This window comes from Novosphingobium sp. NBM11, assembly GCF_015390225.1.
In the GTDB taxonomy this organism is placed as follows: Bacteria; Pseudomonadota; Alphaproteobacteria; order Sphingomonadales; family Sphingomonadaceae; genus Novosphingobium.
Map to the genome: position 1 here is coordinate 2,772,356 of NZ_VUOG01000001.1, position 15,878 is coordinate 2,788,233.

Sequence of the window (15,878 nt, forward strand, 5' to 3'; positions counted from 1 at the left end):
TGGCTTGAAAACTTGAGCGCGTGGAAGGCCCACCCCCAGCCCCTCCCGCAAGCGGGAGGGGAGAATATGGGGCAGCCCCTCCCGCAAGCGGGAGGGGAGTGAGACTTGCGCCGCCTCGGGCGGCGTTAGTCGCAGCGGGGTGGGCTTCCTGCGCTCAGTTCACCGGCACCGGCGTCCGCCCCACGATCATGCCTTCGCGCTTGGTGCCATCGGCCTGCACCGGATCATGCGCCACGTCGCTTTCGTCGAGCTGCTTGGTCCAGGCCGCGAATTCGAGGCAGACGCCGTCGGGGTCGAAGAAATAGACCGAGCGGACGAAGACATCGTCGTGCATTTCCGCCGAGGCCTGCATTGGCGAATTGTCGTGGTTCAGGATCGGCGTCACTTCCACGCCCTTGGCGATCAGGCGCTGGTAGTATTCGTCGAACTTTTCCGCGCGCACATTGAACGCGATGTGGTTCATCGATCCGTGCGCGGAAACGAAGCTGCCGCGCGTGGGCAGCGCGGCCGGGGCGGACACGCCGGGCGCGGCTTCGGGCGCATCGGGGAACCAGAAGAAGGCCAGGCTATCGCCATTGCCGATATCGAAGAAGAAGTGCTGGCCCCGGCCCATCGGCAGGTCGATGGTCTTGGTAAGCGGCATGCCCAGCACGTCGCGGTAGAATTCCACCGTTCGCGCCATGTCCTTGCACACCAGGGCAAGGTGGTTGACGCCCATGAAATCGAATTCCGAATTGGTCGAGGCCATCATCCTTCTCCTTTGGTTTTCTAGCCGGCACTGGCGCTGGGGCGGGCCTTCACCCGTTCGAACCAGCGCAGGATATTGGCGTTGGCGGGATCGAGCGGCTGCCCCACCGACACGCCGAAATCGAGGAAAGCGAACAGCACGATATCGGCCAGCGTAAGCGTGTCGCCGGCGATGAAATCACGGTCGGCGATCAGCGCGTCGAGCCATTTGAGGCCGTCCTGCGCAAGGGCCTTCAGGCCGGCGGCGGCTTCGGGCAGCACGCGCATGCGGGGTTCGAAGAACGCCAGACCCTCGGCATAGCGGAAGCCATTGGTCAGCGGCTCGCAGATCTTGAGATCGACCCGGCGCGTCCACATGCGGGTATTGGCGCGTTCTTCCGCCGTGGCACCGATCAGCACCGGATCGGGGAAGCGCTCTTCCAGATATTCGCAGATCGCGGTGATTTCGGCGATGGTCGCGCCGTTGTCGAGTTCCAGCGCGGGCGTCTGCCCCGCCGGATTGACGTCCGCGTTATAGGGCGCGCGCCGGTTCTCGCCCCCACGCAGGTCCACCGTGACCGTGGGGATCTCGATGCCCTTTTCCGCCATGAACATCGTCACGACGCGGGGGTTGGGGCCAATGGAATTGTAGAACTTCATGGGCTTCCTCTCGTCCGAATATATGCAATTAGCATTCTAAATGTCAACTATGTTGACGAATATGCCAGCTTCAGGCCCGGTCGCGGCCAGCGGACGCGGATGAGCGTTCCACTGGTCGAGGCCGTGATGAAGGCGTCGCGCAAGTCGGCGCCTCCAAAGGCGATGTTGGTTATGCCCACATCCGGCAAAGGGAGGAACTCGGAACCGCCCTGCGTTCCAAATATGGTGATGCCGCCTTCGATCATCGTGCCCACGCAGATGCGGCCGTCCTGTTCGATCGCCATGCTGTCGAGCAGCCGGAAGGCGGGGGGTGTTCCCACGAAGTGGCCGGGTGCCCATGGCGGCGGCGGCGCGAGCACGCCGGGGGCGATGACGTCCATCGCCCAGACGCGCGCCGTCATCGTTTCGCTGACGTAAAGCGTGCGGCCATCCGGAGACAGGCCGATCCCGTTCGGCCCCATCATGTCGGCGCGCTGGCGGGTGATTCTCGATCCGTCCGCAAGCGCGTGATAGATCGCGCCGTGATCGCGGCCTGTCGGACGCACATGCCCGTGGTCGGTGAACCAGAAACCGCCGTGCGCATCGAAGACGATGTCGTTGGGGCCTTTCAGGGGCTCGCCTTCGAAACTGTCGTAAAGCGTGCTGACGCGCCCGGTGGCGAGGTTCACCTTCTGGATCGAGCCGCAGGCCCGCGCATGGGCGGCATGGCCGGGGAACAGCAGCGGTCCGGCCTCGGTCCATTCGAAACCGCCGTTGTTGCAGACATAGGCGGCGCCGTCCGGCCCGATGGCCAGGCCGTTGGGGCCGCCACCCAGCTCCGCGACCGTGGTGGCGTGGCCGTCCGGTGCGATCCGCGTCAGCGTGCCGCGCGCGATTTCCACCAGCAGCACCGAACCGTCGGCCATGACCAACGGGCCTTCCGGGAAACGGAGGCCCGTGGCGACGGTTTCAGGTTCGCCGTAAGCGCTCATTCCCCGTTCGGGCGGGGCGCGCTGAGGAAGTCCGCCGCGCTGAAGCCTTCGGGCGCGGCCACTTCCACGATCGGGTCTTCGCGCGCATCAAATTCCATGCGCAGCGCACGGGTGATCACCGCGTGCATGTCGTAAAGGCACGTAATGTATGTGAATTCGAAGATCTGCTCGTCGTCCCAGAAGGTCTTGAGCTTGGCGAACACTTCCAGCGGCACGCGCCCGCCCGCCTGGCTGAGGCAATCGGCATAGGCGAGCACGGCGCGCTCCTGCTCGTCGTAGCAGTCCGCGACCGTCCAGAAGGCGATGGAGGCGATCTTCTCCTCGCTCACGCCCAGGCCGCGCAGCGATTTGCAATGCTGCGAGAACACGAACTGGCTGCCCTTGACCCATCCCGCGCGCGTCTGTCCCAGTTCGCGCAGGACCGGGTCGATCCTGCGGGACGGATGGCGATAGACAGCAAAGCCATCCACCGCGTGCTTGAAGATGTCCGGTGCCAGGGCATAGACCGTCCACCAGTCGCCCGGCGTGCCGGTGGCCGTGCCGGGTTCCGCAACGGGATCGCGATCGCCGAACAGGCGGTTGTAATAGGCGATGACGGTTTCGTCGTTCACTTCGGAACGGGGAACCTGGCGCAGCACGGGCATCGGGCTTCTCTCCTCAGGCGTTCGCGAACTTGCGGAAGGCGGCGACGTGGGCGGAATCGAAATATTCGTCCAGCCGGGTGATCTTGCCGTTTTCGACTTTGCACACGATGGCGCAGGGCAGGCGGACTTCGCCATCGTCGTGGGTGCGGCGGCCCTTCAGGACGTGCTGCTGCACGAAGCCGCCGGGAAAGGTCGTCAGCCGCCGTTCGGCATATTCGCGATCCTTGATCCGCGCGACCATGCCGGTCAGCGTCTGCGCGGTCTGGTCGCGCGTGACGATCAGTTCGTCAGTATTGTGCCAGATTTCCGCGTCCGGCGTGAAGCTGTCGCGCATCGTCTCGATGTCACCCGCCTCGATCGCGTCGAAAAAGCGCTGCGCCATGGCGCGGATGTCGTCCTGTTCAGCCATCGTTCTCTCCTGGTTTTCCGGCGCCGAACATGCGGCCGCCGTTCGCGGCGATCAGGCCGTCTATATCGTCGCCCTTGTAAGCCGGATCGGCGGATTCGCCGAAGGCGGACAGCATGTCGCGCGTGACGAGTTCGGCCATCGCCTTCCATTCCGGATGCGTGAATATCCAGAACTCGCCCGCTTCCACGGCGCGGACCACGCGCTCCCCTATGCGATCGGGCGGCATGCCGCCGGCCAGCACCCCCTGCATCGCCTGGCTGGTCGCCGCGGCCTTGCCCACCTCGCCCACCGCCGGGCGCAGATCGCGCGTGGTCTCGACGATGCGCGTGGCCGCCATGCCGGGCATCAGCACCGAGGTGCCGACGCAGCTATCGGCCAGTTCGTTGCGCAGCGCCATGGCGATGCCGAGCGTGGCATACTTGGAGCTGATGTAGGCGACCGAGATCGGCGGCGGCACGATCGCCACCATCGATGCGGTGATGACGAGGTGGGACGCCTCGCCCGAAGCCTTCATCTCGCCCAGGAACGTCCGGCAGGCATAGAGATGCGCGTGCGCGTTGACGGCATAGTTCCAGCGCCAGACATCGGTATCGTATTGCTCGAACGGACCCGAGCCACCGCCCACGCCCGCGTTGCTGAACAGGATGCGCACCGGACCGAAGGCGCGTGCCTTGTGGCCGGCTTCGGCCCAGCTTGCCTCGTCGGTAACGTCGAGCTGCAGGCCCATGGCGCGGGCGCCTGCGCGGGACAGCGCTTCGGCGGCGGTGGCAACGCGATCGGCATCGATGTCGGCCAGCACCACCGAGGCGCCCTTTGCCGCCAGCGCGCGGGCGGTCGCCAGCCCCAGGCCGCTGGCGCCGCCGGTGATGAAGGCCGTCTTGCCGGCTATGCTGGTCATGCGCGGAAATCCCGTTCGAGGTGGCGTGTCATCGCCAGTTGGGCGAAGCCGGCGGCGAGCGCGAAGGGCAGCAGCGCCATGAGCGCCCAGCGCAGGCTGTCCGCGCCGTGCAGCGTCTTCAGCCCGTCGCTGGCGATGCCGACGAACAGCGGACCAAGGCCGAGGCCGACGATGTTGAACATCAGCATCAGCACGGCGGCCGCCGTGGCGCGGGCGCGGGGCGGGGCAAGGTTCTGCACCAGCGCCAGCGCGGGCGCGACATAGGCGGTGCAGGCGGCCATCGGCAGCAGCAGCAGCGCCAGCGAAACCTGCCAGCTTCCCGCCAGCAACGCGGCGGCGAAGCTGGGCACGGTGACAAGACTCGCCAGCGCCGGAACGATGCCATAGGCGCGGGGCGAACGCCGCGCCGCCTGGCTGACGAGCCATCCGCCGCCGAGAATGCCGATGGCGAAAGTCACGCCGGCGGCCGGGGCGAACCATGTGGCCATGGCGGCAAGGGGCATGCCCTGCGTGCGCATCAGGAACGCGGGAATCCAGTTGAGCATGCCATAGCTGACGAAGGCCGCGAGACCGCTGCCGATCATCACCATCCGCAGCGATCGCCGGTGGACGAACAGCGCCAGCGTCTGGCGGACGGGCAGGGCGGCGCTGGGCATGTCGCCCTCCGCTCCATCCATCCTGCCGCGTGCGGGTTCGGGGACGGTCCAGATCAGCAGCGGCGCCACCACGATGCCAACCAGGCCGATCAGCAGAAAGGCATTGCGCCAGCCGATATGCGCTGCCGCCCAGGCGCCGAACGCCGCACCCACGAACACGCCGAACGGTCCATTGCAAGTGAACAGGCCGATCGCCAGAGGGCGCCTGTCGGGCGGGTAGAGATCGGCGATGACCGACAGCGAGGGGGCGGTTCCGCCGGCCTCGCCCGATCCCACCCCGAACCGCATCAGCGCAAGCTGCCAGAAGTTGCCGACCAGGCCGCAGGCCGCGGTGAACGCGCTCCATACCACGCAGGCGATGCCGATCAGTTTCACGCGCTGCCAGCGGTCGGCGATCATCGCCACGGGAACGCCCATCGCGGCATAGAACAGGGCGAAGGCAAGCCCGGTCAGCAGCCCGAATTGCGTATCGGTGAAATGGAGATCGGCCCGGATCGGCTCAACCAGCACCGACAGCAGCTGCCGGTCGACGAAGTTCACCGTGCCGATCAGGAACAGCATGGCCAGCGCCGTATTCCGGCGCAGGGCGGAAGGCTGCCCCAGCGGCGCGGCGCGCGCATCAAGAGCGGCGGCTTTCGTCAATGGCTCTCCCCAGCGGGCCGAGATTCTTCTCTTGCGAAAATACTTAGATATGTAAGTTTAACTGTCAATACGCTTTACGGTAAGTGGAGCCACTTGGGAGAAAAGGCATGGAGATCAAGGGTAAGTCCGCCATTGTGACGGGTGCTGCCAGTGGCATTGGCCGAGCCACCGCGGTCCTGCTGGCGCAGCACGGAGTCGCGCATGTCGCGCTGGCCGATGTCAACGGGGCCGGGCTGGAGGAAACCGCGCGGCAGGTGCGCGCTCTGGGGACGCAGGCCGGAGTCCACCGGCTCGATCTGGCCGACATGGCGGCCGTGGAGGCCTGGTTCCGGAACCATGGTGATGTCGATATCCTCCACAACAACGCCGGCGTGGTTTCGGGCGAGCCGCAGTTTCCGGAGGTCGACGTGGACCGGCTGCGCTGGATCGTCGATGTCAACCTGACCTCGCTGATCACGGCGACCCAGATCGTGGCGCAGGCCATGCGCGAGCGCGGCGGCGGGGTGATCGTCAACACGGTGTCGACGGTCGCATTGGGCACGGGCTTCCACGACGTGATGTACGCCACAACCAAGGCGGGCGTGCTGATGTTCACGACGGCCTGCGCCATGCTCAAGGACAAATGGAATGTGCGCGTGGCCGGGGTGCTGCCGGGGCTGACCGAGACGCCGATCCACGACACCACCGGAGCGAACGGGAAATCGGACTGGATGAAAGCGGTGCTCGCCAGCAACGAAAGCTGCCGACCGGAGGATATTGCCGAAGGCGTGATCGATCTGATCGCGGACGATGGTCTGCCGGGCGGGGACTGGGTGGCGATACGCCGGATCGACGGCCGCATCGAACGCGAATGGGCGCACGACCGGCCCGCCTGACCGGCCCGCCTGACCGGCCCCCCTGACCGGCCCCACCAACCGGTCTTCGCGTCAGCGCGCGGGGGCGTTCAGCATGTTGCGGCCGAACAGGTTGGACCACTGCTCCTCGTTCAGCACCGGTCGTGCGCTGGAAAGGTTGGCGGGATTCTCGACGCTGGTTCCGGCGATGACACCGGGCCGGGCCGCGATCCGGTCGAACCAGTCCTGCACCGCCGGATAGTCTTCCAGCGCAAGCCCGATCGCCCGGACCGCGCGCGCCCAGGGCCAGGTGGCGATGTCCGCCACGGAATATTCGCCGGCCAGGTATTCGGCCTCGGCCAGCCGCCCGTTGAGCACGTGCAGCAGGCGGACCGTTTCGTTGCGATAGCGTTCGACCGGGTAGGTCTGCCCTTCGGGCGCATAGCGGATGAAATGGTGCGCCTGCCCCTGCATCGGGCCGAAGCTGGCCATCTGCCACATCAGCCATTGCTGCGCCTGGCTGCGTCGGCGCGGGTCGGCGGGGAGCAACTGGCCGCTCTTTTCGGCGAGATAGAGCAGGATGGCCCCGGATTCGAACACGGGCAGCGGCGCGCCTCCGCCGATCGGGTCATGATCGACGATCGCGGGCAGCCGGCCGTTCGGGTTAATGCGGCGGAACTCGGAAGTCAGGTGATCGCCCGCCAGCACGTTCATCCGGAGCAACTGGTGCGGCAGGCCCGTTTCGGCCAGCATGATCGATACCTTGTGCCCGTTGGGCGTGGGGGTGAAGTAGACCTCGATCATCAGGATGCCCTTTCTTGATGCGACAGGGGTTCTTGATGTGACAGGGGCCGCCGCGCCCCAAGGAGAAACGCGGCGGCCCCTGTCAGCTGTGCCGGATCGTCAGAACTTGATGCCAGCCTCGACCGCGATGTTCCGGGGCGGTTCGAGATAGAGGATAGCGCGCGGTACGGCGGTGATCGGCGCCGGCAGGTTGAACGCGCTGCCGGTGGTGAGCTGGTTGGTCAGGTTCTTGCCGATGAAGGCAATGTGCCAGCGGTTTTCCTGATCGGCCAGTTGTACGCGCAGGTCGAGCTTGGCGTAACCCTTCTGCACGCCGAAGATCGGGCTCTGGTTGTCGGAGTCGAAGTATTTGGAACGGCCCGCGACCACTCCGGTCACGTCGAGCCGCAGTGCGTCCGATAGATCGAAGCGGGCATGGGCGGTCACGCTGCCGGTGAACTTGGAGGAATAGGCCACCGGATACCCCTTGAGGTTGTTGGTGGCGGGGGTGCAGGTCGTCGGTTGCGATGCCAGGCAGGCCGCGCCCGGATAGTCGTCGTACTTGATATCCTGGTAGGCGGCCGACGCGTTGATGTCGAAGTTGTCGATCGGGTAGAACGTGAACGATCCTTCCACACCCTTCGACGTGGCACTGGCGGCGTTGCCGGTCAGGTAGCTGGACGTTGCCGGCTGATAGACCGAGACCTGCAGGTTCTTGAACTGCGTGTGGTAGCGCGAGACGTTCGCTACCACCTTGCCGTCCAGCATCGTCGATTTCACGCCAGCCTCGAAATTCTCCGAGCGTTCCGGCTTGAACTGGAAGGTGGCGTTGGTGGTGCCCAGCGTGTTCGACACGAATCCGCCGGACTTCGAGCCACGGCCCCAGGTGCCATAGACCATGACGTGGGGCGCCACATCGTACTGCACGGTGATCGACGGATCGACGTTGCCTTCGCTGCGCTTTCCGGCCGCGCTGGAAATCGGGCGGATGGCGAAAGGACCATAGACGAGCCTGGACGCGAAATCGGCGTCCTTGCTGACATGGGTATAGCGCAGGCTGCCAATCACGCGCAGCGCCTTGGTCACGTTCACCGTGCCCTGGCCGAAGACCGAGAACGAGTCCGCCTTCTGGTTGAAGCGGCTGTCGATCCGGCCGAAGTAGGGGCTGCCGAACAGGTTGGCGATGTTGAAGCCCTGCAACTGATCCAGCCGGTAGGTCGAGTGGTCATAATAGGCGCCGACGATGAAATCGAGGAAGCGCCCGGTCGGCGAAAGCAGGCGCACTTCCTGCGAGACCTGATCGAAGCGTTCGGGGAAGCTGTTGTACACCGAATTGTTGGTGAACGCGCCGCCGCTGTTCGGGATCGTCTGGTCGAAGCCGTTGACGATGTTGGCCTTGAACCAGCTGTAGCCGGTGACCGAGGTCAGCGTGTAATCGCCGAGCTTGAGGTTGCCGGTGCCCGAGATCATGACCGACTTGGTCTTGGTCCCTTCATCGCCCAGCGCCGAACGATCGAGGTAGCGCGTGAGATGGGGCGCCTGCGCGCTTGTCAGCGGGCTGGAAACGGTGATCCCGCCGATCACGTCGCGGTTGGCGTATTCGGCCTTCACCGTGTAGTCGAAATTGCTGCTCGGTTCCCACTTCAGCGTCAGGCGGGCGACCTGCTGCTTGATCTGCGGATCATCGTGGTTGGTCGCCAGGTTGCGGATATAGCCATCCTGGTTGATGAACTTGTAGGCAAGGCGCGCGCTGAGCGTGCTGGTGATCGGCCCGGACACGTAGCCGGAAACGTCAGGTCCCTTGAAATCGAAGTTGTAGCTGGCGGTCAGGCTCGTTTCGAAGTGGCTGGTCGGCCCGGCCGAAACCACGCTCACCGCGCCGGCGGCGGTGTTCTTGCCGAACAGCGCACCCTGCGGGCCGCGCAGCACTTCGACGCGGGCAAGGTCGAAGAACGGAGCCTGTGCCTGCCGCGAACGGCCGGCATAGACGCCATCGACATAGAGCGAGACGGACTGGTCGAACGCGAAGTTGGCCGGCGGCGAACCGAAGCCGCGGATGTAGATCACGTCGTTGCCGGCCGTGGACTGCACGAACACGTTCGGCGTGTAGTTCATCACCGACTTGATGTCGTTGGAGTTGAATTCGGCCAGGCGCTGGCCGCTGACCACTTCCATGGAAATCGGCACGTCCTGCAGGTTCTGGGCGCGTTTCTGCGCCGTGACGATGATTTCCTTGGCGTCGGTCACGTCGCCCGAAGCGGTTCCTTCCGCTTCCGCCATCGCGGGCGTGGCGGCAGCGAGCATCGCCGTCACGGCGACCCCAGAAAACAGGAACTGTTTTTGAGCCTTCATGTTCACCCTCTCCCATTGAGGTTGTTCCGATCCGTGTCGTCTGGACCGTGAATCTGATTGACCCTTAGCATACTAATGTTTTATCGGTGTCCACCACATTTGAAAGAGAGGATTCGCGGCGTGACGCGGGAAACACAGACGGAAGTTCGCGGAATTCTGGCCAGCAAACCGCTTTGCACGGCGGAGTTCGAGGTTGCCGGCGGGTTGATCGCGATCGGTGCTTCGCCGTTCGGCGATCAACGCATGGGCTATGTGACCGGGGGAAGATTCTTCGGTCCGCGAATCGCGGGGACGATCCTTCCGGGCGGCGGCAACTGGTCTCGCGCCGGACGCCTGGGAGAAGACGCGTCCGTCGGCACGTTCGATGCGCGCGCGGTATGGCGCACGGACGAGGATGAGCTGATCTACCTGACCTACACCGGCGCAGCGTCATTCCCGATCCGGTGCGCGCCGCCTTCGCCGATCCGGCCGCGCCCGATGTCGATCCGGCGCGCTACTACCTGCGCATCGCCATGGTGTTCGAAACCGCGAGCAAGCGCCTGGAATGGTTGAACGGGGTGCTCGCGGTCGGCGTGGGGGAACGCACCGCCTTCGGGGTGCGGCACGTCATTCACGAAATCGGGTAGGAGGAAGCGACCGCCGCGTCAGGCTTCGCGGCCGAGCCAGCGCCGCAGGACGTCGGCGGTATCCTGGCCGACGGCGAGCGGTGCCGGGCGGCGAATGCTGCCGGGCGTGTCGGACAGCTTGGGGAACACGCCCTGCATGGTGACTTCGCCGAATTCGGCATCGTCCACTTTCACCAGCGCGTCACGCGCGGCAAAATGCGGGTCCGCCATCATGTCCTCGGCATCGTAAACGCGGCCGGCGGGCACCCCCGCCTCGATCATTCTCGCTTCCAGCTCCGCGATCGTCAGCGTTTTCGTCCATTCGCCGATCAGGCCATCTAGCTCGTCTTGCCGCGCGCCGCGCGCCCGGTGCGTGGCATAGCGTTCGTCGCTGGCCAGTTCGGGGCGGCCCATGGCGGCGGCCAGCCGGGCGAACACGCCATCCTGATTGGCGCCGATCAGATATTCCCCGTCGCGGCAGGGATAGACATTGGACGGCGCGATGCCGGGCAGCGCCGATCCGGTGCGCTGACGCTTGGTGCCGCTGACCGAATAGTCCGACACCGTCGATTCCATCACTTGCAGCACCGCTTCGTACAGCGCGGAATCGACGATCTGCCCTTGGCCGGTCTGGTTGCGATGGTGCAGGGCGGCCAGTGCGCCCAGGCAGCCATAGGTGGCGGCCAGCGTATCGCCGATCGACACACCCATGCGGGCGGGCGCGCGATCCGGATAACCGACGATCCCGCGCCAGCCGCCCATCGCCTCGCCAATGCCGCCGAAACCGGCGCGTGTCGAATAGGGGCCGGTCTGGCCATAACCCGAAACGCGCACGATGATCAGGCCCGGATTCGCCGCGCGCAGATCCGCGGGGGCGAGGTTCCATTTTTCGAGCGTGCCCGGCCGGAAGTTCTCGATCAGGATGTCCGCCCGCGCGATCAGGTCGCGGGCCAGATCCTGCCCCTCCGCCGATCTCAGGTCGGCGCCCACGGAATACTTGTTGCGGGCGATGACGCGCCACCAGCTCGGCTTGTCCCCCTGGCCCCAATGGCGCATCTGGTCACCGGTTTCGGGCGGTTCCAGCTTCACGATTTCGGCGCCCATATCGCCCAGCAACTGTCCGCAGAACGGCCCGGCGATGAGCTGGCCCATTTCGACCACCCGGATTCCCTCCAGTGCGCCAGCGCCGATGATCATGCTTATTCAATCCTTCCGTCCGATCCGACTGGTAGTGCAACCTGATCTGTGCTGAATATACTTAGAATACTATGTATTTATCAACCGTTTTTTGAAGGCGTTCCGGTCCGTCCAGTTCGGACATGTGAAAGCGATCGCTCCGCCATGATTGCTGCGGGAAAGCGCTGCTCCTGGGGGCAGGACGCATTGCTGGTGCGGTCGAGGCGTCCAAATCGCTAAGCCGAAAGCTGCTCGCGCAACGCGCCGCAACTACGGAATTTGTCCACGCCGCCTAGGAAGCAAGCAGGCCCCGTCAACCCTCGGCACATATCCCGGGAAAGGCCGGCGCCTGCGCGACCATGCTCGGCAGCTTGCGCCCCATCAACGTGGTAAGCCACGCGTTGGCCTCGACCATCTTCGCCAAATCCATGCCGGTGCGGATGCCCGCGCGCTTGAGCATGTAAATCACATCCTCGCTGGCCACGTTGCCCGCCGCGCCCGGCGCGAACGGGCAGCCACCCAGGCCGCCTAGCGCGGCGTCGACCACGCTGGCTCCCGCCTCGATCGCCGCCCAGACGTTGGCAAGCCCGGTCCCGCGCGTGTTGTGAAAATGCACGCGGACCGGCAAGGGCGCGATCGCCGCCGCCACCCGGCGGACGAGCCGTGCGACATGGGCCGGATCCGCCACGCCGATGGTATCGGCCAGCGCCACCTCGGCAGGGCTGGCTTCGGCCAGTGTGGCAGCCATGGCGACGACACGGTCCTCAGCGACCTCGCCTTCGAACGGGCAACCGAACGAGGCGGCGATGGTAACCTGTCCCTTGAGGCCCGCCGCCTGCGCCATGGCGACGATCGCGCGGGCGGCGTCCAGCGATTCCGCGCTGGTCTGCCCCTGGTTGGCGATGGCAAAGCGTTCCGAGGCGACGCAGACCGCGCCGAGTTCATGCAGTCGGCCGGTTGCGATGGCGCGCTCCGCCCCGCGCGCGTTGAGGACAAGGCCGATATAACTGGCACCCTCCACTTGGGGTAGGCCGGCGCAGACCTCTTCGGCATCGGCCATCTGCGGCACCCGCTTGGGATTGACGAAACTGGTCACTTCTATCCGGCGTGCGCCGGCATGCAGGCTGCGGCGGATCAATTCGAGCTTGTCCGCGGTGGTGACGAGCGCCTTTTCGTTCTGCAGGCCGTCGCGCGGACCGACTTCGACAAAATCAATCGCTGCGGTTGTCACGCCTTTCTCCCAACTTGTCTCGGCAAGGCCGTCTTCTTGGCCTCCGCAATTGTCAAGGCGTCGGCCTCTTCGTTGTCAAGCGCGCGGCGGTGAAGCCATTTCTCAGCCCCGCCGAGGGCGCGGAACACGTCCACCTGTTCGTCGACATTCCGCCGCATGTCTCGGTCAGCGAGTTCGTCCAGCGGGCCTGGCTAGGCCGAGTGTAGCTCGAATTTGCTGGATTTTCAGGGATGGTGGGAGGCGCTGTGGAGCGTGGTTCTGGTGGGCGGTGACGGGCTCGAACCGCCGACCCTCTCGGTGTAAACGAGATGCTCTACCAACTGAGCTAACCGCCCTATTTGACCGAATTCCTTGAAAACTAACGACAATCACTACGTTTCGTAAGTGCTATCGGGTGCCCTCGGATCGGGGTGGTCCGCAGATGGTCCGCAGACCATCTCGACGCGCCGTCCTCTACACTACGGAACAGCTTGGTCAACACCCGTTTTGCCTTTGGACAGTTACGCGGGTTGTAGTGAAGATAATTGCGGCTCGTCGTCCGAGCGAGTCCCCGGTGGCTGGGTAAGTGACCGGCGATTGCTGACAATTGCGAACCGGGGACGCCTTCGTCGTCCATGTAGGTCGCAACTGTGTGACGGATGGTATAAGGATTCACATCGTCACCGAGGCCGAGAACTCGACGCATATTCCTCCACCATGTTTTTCTGGATTTGACCGCTTCGTGGGGATTGCGGACCCAGTCTTCCAAGATTGGCACCAAGGGCTCAATCACGGGCACGACCGCGTTGCGTTTGTCGGTCCTGGCAGCTCCGTCCGGATGCAGGTCGATTATATCGGACAGCCATTGCTTTGCCGGGTCAAATGCCAAAGCTGGCCCCGGGCGCGACGCTGTCGCGATCATGAGCGCGATCCAGCGATAGGCTCCGAGATCTTCCGCCGCGTAGCCAAGCATGGCGCCAAGTTCCTTCGCTGTTAGCACCCGACTCCGCGGCGCGGAACGCAAGTTCCTATGGACCGAATGAATCTTAGGGACCGTGATTCGGCCCGCGTCTTCAGCATGATGGAGGGCGGCTCGCAGATCCTCGATATTCCTCTGAACGGCTTCGCCGCTCACACCCTTGGGATTGCGGTTGTGGTAGGCCTTGCCTCCCCAGTGCACCGTGTACTCGTGGACACCCATGCGCCAGCGCCGAAATCGATCGATCACGAGCTTGTTGAGGTCTGCAACCCTCACACCGGTCGTCAGTTCGTCCTGCTGAAAGAAGCCGATCCATGCCCGGAAGCTGCTTTTGATGGTATCCAAACGCTTCACGTCTGGTCCACGCTCCAAGATATAGTGACGGAAATGGGGTAGAAGTTCCGCATCGGCGCTATCCTGCTTCTGCATTGAGCGTGATTCGGCTTCAAATGACCGCAATACCGCCTTGGCTTTTTCTAGATCCCTGCACTTAGTGCTTCGATAGACAACGGAGCGCGCCTTCGTGGAGTAGCTGGCAATCTGCCAGACATCTGGCGATTTTCCATCTCGCCGCTTGGTGAGCCAATAGTCGCCGATGGTGTAGGCGCGATCCTCGGTTGCCATAGTTCTTGGTTCTCGATCTTTGCCAGTATGTCCAGTATGCCGAACTCAGCAAGTTGTTGTATTTGCTCGACTGAGATCGTTGCTCCTGTTTGGTTGCGAAGGGCACGCCTGAATTTCTGGGCGATGCTGTGCGCACTCACGCTGCATCTCCTTCCACTTCAGAGCGGGGGTTGGATTGGCTTTGAATTTCGCGACCGCCCCTGGGTTCGGAAGCGGGTGACACGATGTTCTTGGCTACGAAATCGTCGATGGCGTTCGCCGGCAGCAGCAGGCGCCCGTTGACGCGAATGTGCGGCAACTCGCGATTGGCGACCATGCGCCGCACGCGCGTCACCGACCAACCGCTTTGCTCAGCCAATTTTGGAAGGGTGAGGAATTGCATATGCTGCACCTCTGTAGTAGTTTTCAGATGTTGATATGATTTGATTCACGATTGTTGGAGTAACTCATGTTTGTGAGTTTCGTCAAGCCGGATTCTTGCGCAGGTGACGCTTGAGCATCGGCGGACGCTTTCTAGAGATCCGAAAAGCCCGCGGGCTGAACCAGGTAGACGTGGCCGCGGCCATCGATGTGTCGCACGGTGCCTTGGTGAACTATGAAAAAGGCCTACGTGAGCCGCCAGCTACCGCGATCATCGCCTTCAGCAGGACTTACAATGTCAATCCGAGCTGGCTGTTACTGGGCGAAGGCCGCCCAGAACAGAGCAGTCTGGATGACCTTCACAGCCGCTCGATCAACATCGCCTGGGCGTATCTGACGCGCGGAGGGGATACGGTCGAACGGGAGCATCTGATCAAACTGAGCAGCGCCCTATTCCAATACCTGATGGAACATGGCGATATCAGCGACACCATGTCCGAGAAGCTCCTATCGTTGAGTGCATGATATGAACAACGACAGTCGATTGCCCATTGCTGACGCCCGGGTGTTAGCCGCGATGCGCGCCGTCAATCCGCCGATCGAAAAATTGATGACCGATCGGCTATCGCTGCGCATCGAGGTTAGACGGACACAGCAGGAATTGGAAGCGGTTGATCGCCAGATAACCGAATTGCGGTACTTTCGAGAAGTGCAAATCCCGCGGTACATCGCCGTCGCGAAGCTTGTCTCTCTCGCTGCCGCCAGCATCCTGCTCGTTGCGCTGATCAATGCACTCTTTTTTGGCCTCATCGAGGTCAAAATCACCGGCTTCCTCCTTGCCTCTCTTATCTTACCGCTATGGATAACTGACCAAGCAGAACGGGCATTTGGGCGCTGGCGCTTGTTTCTTGGCCGCCCTCCTATGTTTTTTCCGGCGTCGGCAAATATCTGACTGTAGCTACGCCTTGCCGACTGGCGAAGGTGACGACTTGCCCCGTGGGAAATATTGACGCAGGTTGACTCAGCGATAACCGGACCTAGCCCGATCGAAAGATAGGGACCGTGTCTAAAACACTTTTGCTGCTTGCTACCGCCATTGTTGCGTCGGCTTTCCCGTCGCTGCTTGCCGCGCAGAGCATAACTTTCGAAGATTCCGGCGGTTCAAATGGCAAAGCCCAGCCATTTGCCCTCCGCATTCCTCTCCCTGAGCGAAAGCCCATACAGGATGGTCTCCCTAAGGAGGTGTCATTGCTGCCCGACTTCACCAGCATGGCAGACAGCATGCCTCAAGCGACCACCGCATTCGCAGCGGCCGGCCAAGCCATATGGACACCATGCTGATTCCGACGA

Annotated in this window: 16 protein-coding genes, 1 tRNA gene and 1 pseudogene; 4 read left to right on the top strand and 14 right to left on the bottom strand. The window is 63.7% G+C overall.

The annotated features are described in order from the left end of the window. Positions 1 to 154 precede the first annotated feature (154 nt). Genes F1640_RS13365 through F1640_RS13395 form a run of 7 tightly spaced genes read right to left on the bottom strand, consistent with a single transcriptional unit; the run spans position 155 to position 5,606 of the window. Positions 155 to 751: a VOC family protein gene (locus F1640_RS13365; RefSeq protein WP_124807853.1), complete on the bottom strand. Its 597-nt coding sequence runs from the start codon at positions 749 to 751 to the stop codon at positions 155 to 157. Positions 752 to 768: 17 nt separating this feature from the next. Continuing rightward, complete coding sequence (locus F1640_RS13370) at positions 769 to 1,386, bottom strand: glutathione S-transferase family protein (RefSeq protein ID WP_194919636.1); 618 nt, start codon at positions 1,384 to 1,386, stop codon at positions 769 to 771. A gap of 47 nt (positions 1,387 to 1,433) precedes the next feature. Then, entirely contained in the window at positions 1,434 to 2,357 is a 924-nt protein-coding gene (locus F1640_RS13375) for an SMP-30/gluconolactonase/LRE family protein (protein WP_194919638.1), read from the bottom strand. Further along, positions 2,354 to 3,001: a carboxymuconolactone decarboxylase family protein gene (locus F1640_RS13380; protein WP_194919640.1), complete on the bottom strand. Its 648-nt coding sequence runs from the start codon at positions 2,999 to 3,001 to the stop codon at positions 2,354 to 2,356. The genes F1640_RS13375 and F1640_RS13380 overlap by 4 nt, the downstream gene beginning before the upstream one ends. 13 nt (positions 3,002 to 3,014) lie before the next feature. After that, entirely contained in the window at positions 3,015 to 3,410 is a 396-nt protein-coding gene (locus F1640_RS13385) for a nuclear transport factor 2 family protein (RefSeq protein WP_194919641.1), read from the bottom strand. Further along, the gene (locus F1640_RS13390; RefSeq protein ID WP_194919643.1) at positions 3,403 to 4,308 is read right to left on the bottom strand and encodes an SDR family oxidoreductase; all 906 of its coding nucleotides are present in this window, start codon (positions 4,306 to 4,308) and stop codon (positions 3,403 to 3,405) included. Before F1640_RS13390 ends, F1640_RS13385 begins: the two co-directional genes overlap by 8 nt. Next, positions 4,305 to 5,606: an MFS transporter gene (locus tag F1640_RS13395; RefSeq protein WP_194919645.1), complete on the bottom strand. Its 1,302-nt coding sequence runs from the start codon at positions 5,604 to 5,606 to the stop codon at positions 4,305 to 4,307. The genes F1640_RS13390 and F1640_RS13395 overlap by 4 nt, the downstream gene beginning before the upstream one ends. 107 nt (positions 5,607 to 5,713) lie before the next feature. Between F1640_RS13395 and F1640_RS13400 the strand changes: the two genes are divergently transcribed. Beyond that, on the top strand, positions 5,714 to 6,481 hold the full coding sequence (locus F1640_RS13400; protein ID WP_194919647.1) for an SDR family NAD(P)-dependent oxidoreductase: 768 nt from the start codon (positions 5,714 to 5,716) through the stop codon (positions 6,479 to 6,481). Positions 6,482 to 6,532: 51 nt separating this feature from the next. Here F1640_RS13400 and F1640_RS13405 read toward each other — a convergent pair whose 3' ends face one another. Both F1640_RS13405 and F1640_RS13410 read right to left on the bottom strand, forming a co-directional pair. Continuing rightward, on the bottom strand, positions 6,533 to 7,243 hold the full coding sequence (locus tag F1640_RS13405) for a glutathione binding-like protein (protein ID WP_194919649.1): 711 nt from the start codon (positions 7,241 to 7,243) through the stop codon (positions 6,533 to 6,535). Between the two features lie 99 nt (positions 7,244 to 7,342). Next, the gene (locus F1640_RS13410) at positions 7,343 to 9,574 is read right to left on the bottom strand and encodes a TonB-dependent receptor (RefSeq protein ID WP_194919651.1); all 2,232 of its coding nucleotides are present in this window, start codon (positions 9,572 to 9,574) and stop codon (positions 7,343 to 7,345) included. Positions 9,575 to 9,649: 75 nt separating this feature from the next. On the opposite strand from F1640_RS13410, the pseudogene F1640_RS26025 reads away from it, so the two are divergent. Beyond that, positions 9,650 to 10,200: pseudogene (locus tag F1640_RS26025) on the top strand (DUF3237 domain-containing protein). Between the two features lie 18 nt (positions 10,201 to 10,218). On the opposite strand, the gene F1640_RS13420 reads toward F1640_RS26025, so the two are convergent. The 5 genes from F1640_RS13420 to F1640_RS13440 all read right to left on the bottom strand — a co-directional run bounded on the left by F1640_RS13420 (position 10,219) and on the right by F1640_RS13440 (position 14,550). After that, a complete protein-coding gene (locus F1640_RS13420; RefSeq protein ID WP_194919655.1) occupies positions 10,219 to 11,376 on the bottom strand; it encodes a CaiB/BaiF CoA-transferase family protein in 1,158 nt (385 codons plus the stop codon). A 292-nt stretch (positions 11,377 to 11,668) separates the two neighbouring features. Further along, positions 11,669 to 12,586, bottom strand: a complete 918-nt coding sequence (locus F1640_RS13425) for a hydroxymethylglutaryl-CoA lyase (RefSeq protein WP_194919656.1) — start codon at positions 12,584 to 12,586, stop codon at positions 11,669 to 11,671. A 259-nt stretch (positions 12,587 to 12,845) separates the two neighbouring features. Beyond that, positions 12,846 to 12,921, bottom strand: a tRNA-Val gene (locus F1640_RS13430). Between the two features lie 23 nt (positions 12,922 to 12,944). Beyond that, the gene (locus F1640_RS13435) at positions 12,945 to 14,168 is read right to left on the bottom strand and encodes an integrase (RefSeq protein ID WP_194919658.1); all 1,224 of its coding nucleotides are present in this window, start codon (positions 14,166 to 14,168) and stop codon (positions 12,945 to 12,947) included. Between the two features lie 136 nt (positions 14,169 to 14,304). After that, positions 14,305 to 14,550, bottom strand: coding sequence for a helix-turn-helix domain-containing protein (locus F1640_RS13440; protein WP_194919660.1), 246 nt, complete (start codon positions 14,548 to 14,550; stop codon positions 14,305 to 14,307). Between the two features lie 110 nt (positions 14,551 to 14,660). Between F1640_RS13440 and F1640_RS13445 the strand changes: the two genes are divergently transcribed. Then, positions 14,661 to 15,053, top strand: a complete 393-nt coding sequence (locus tag F1640_RS13445; RefSeq protein WP_194919662.1) for a helix-turn-helix domain-containing protein — start codon at positions 14,661 to 14,663, stop codon at positions 15,051 to 15,053. Position 15,054: 1 nt separating this feature from the next. Then, positions 15,055 to 15,480, top strand: coding sequence for a hypothetical protein (locus F1640_RS13450; RefSeq protein ID WP_194919664.1), 426 nt, complete (start codon positions 15,055 to 15,057; stop codon positions 15,478 to 15,480). Positions 15,481 to 15,878 lie beyond the last annotated feature (398 nt).

What these genes read in the sequence shown, in the direction of transcription:
- F1640_RS13365 (WP_124807853.1), bottom strand. Translation starts at nt 751, where the DNA reads ATGATGGCCTCGACCAATTCGGAATTCGATTTCATGGGCGTCAACCAC.
- F1640_RS13370 (WP_194919636.1), bottom strand. Translation starts at nt 1,386, where the DNA reads ATGAAGTTCTACAATTCCATTGGCCCCAACCCCCGCGTCGTGACGATG.
- F1640_RS13375 (WP_194919638.1), bottom strand. Translation starts at nt 2,357, where the DNA reads ATGAGCGCTTACGGCGAACCTGAAACCGTCGCCACGGGCCTCCGTTTC.
- F1640_RS13380 (WP_194919640.1), bottom strand. Translation starts at nt 3,001, where the DNA reads ATGCCCGTGCTGCGCCAGGTTCCCCGTTCCGAAGTGAACGACGAAACC.
- F1640_RS13385 (WP_194919641.1), bottom strand. Translation starts at nt 3,410, where the DNA reads ATGGCTGAACAGGACGACATCCGCGCCATGGCGCAGCGCTTTTTCGAC.
- F1640_RS13390 (WP_194919643.1), bottom strand. Translation starts at nt 4,308, where the DNA reads ATGACCAGCATAGCCGGCAAGACGGCCTTCATCACCGGCGGCGCCAGC.
- F1640_RS13400 (WP_194919647.1), top strand. Translation starts at nt 5,714, where the DNA reads ATGGAGATCAAGGGTAAGTCCGCCATTGTGACGGGTGCTGCCAGTGGC.
- F1640_RS13405 (WP_194919649.1), bottom strand. Translation starts at nt 7,243, where the DNA reads ATGATCGAGGTCTACTTCACCCCCACGCCCAACGGGCACAAGGTATCG.
- F1640_RS13410 (WP_194919651.1), bottom strand. Translation starts at nt 9,574, where the DNA reads ATGAAGGCTCAAAAACAGTTCCTGTTTTCTGGGGTCGCCGTGACGGCG.
- F1640_RS13420 (WP_194919655.1), bottom strand. Translation starts at nt 11,376, where the DNA reads ATGATCATCGGCGCTGGCGCACTGGAGGGAATCCGGGTGGTCGAAATG.
- F1640_RS13435 (WP_194919658.1), bottom strand. Translation starts at nt 14,168, where the DNA reads ATGGCAACCGAGGATCGCGCCTACACCATCGGCGACTATTGGCTCACC.
- F1640_RS13440 (WP_194919660.1), bottom strand. Translation starts at nt 14,550, where the DNA reads ATGCAATTCCTCACCCTTCCAAAATTGGCTGAGCAAAGCGGTTGGTCG.
- F1640_RS13450 (WP_194919664.1), top strand. Translation starts at nt 15,055, where the DNA reads ATGAACAACGACAGTCGATTGCCCATTGCTGACGCCCGGGTGTTAGCC.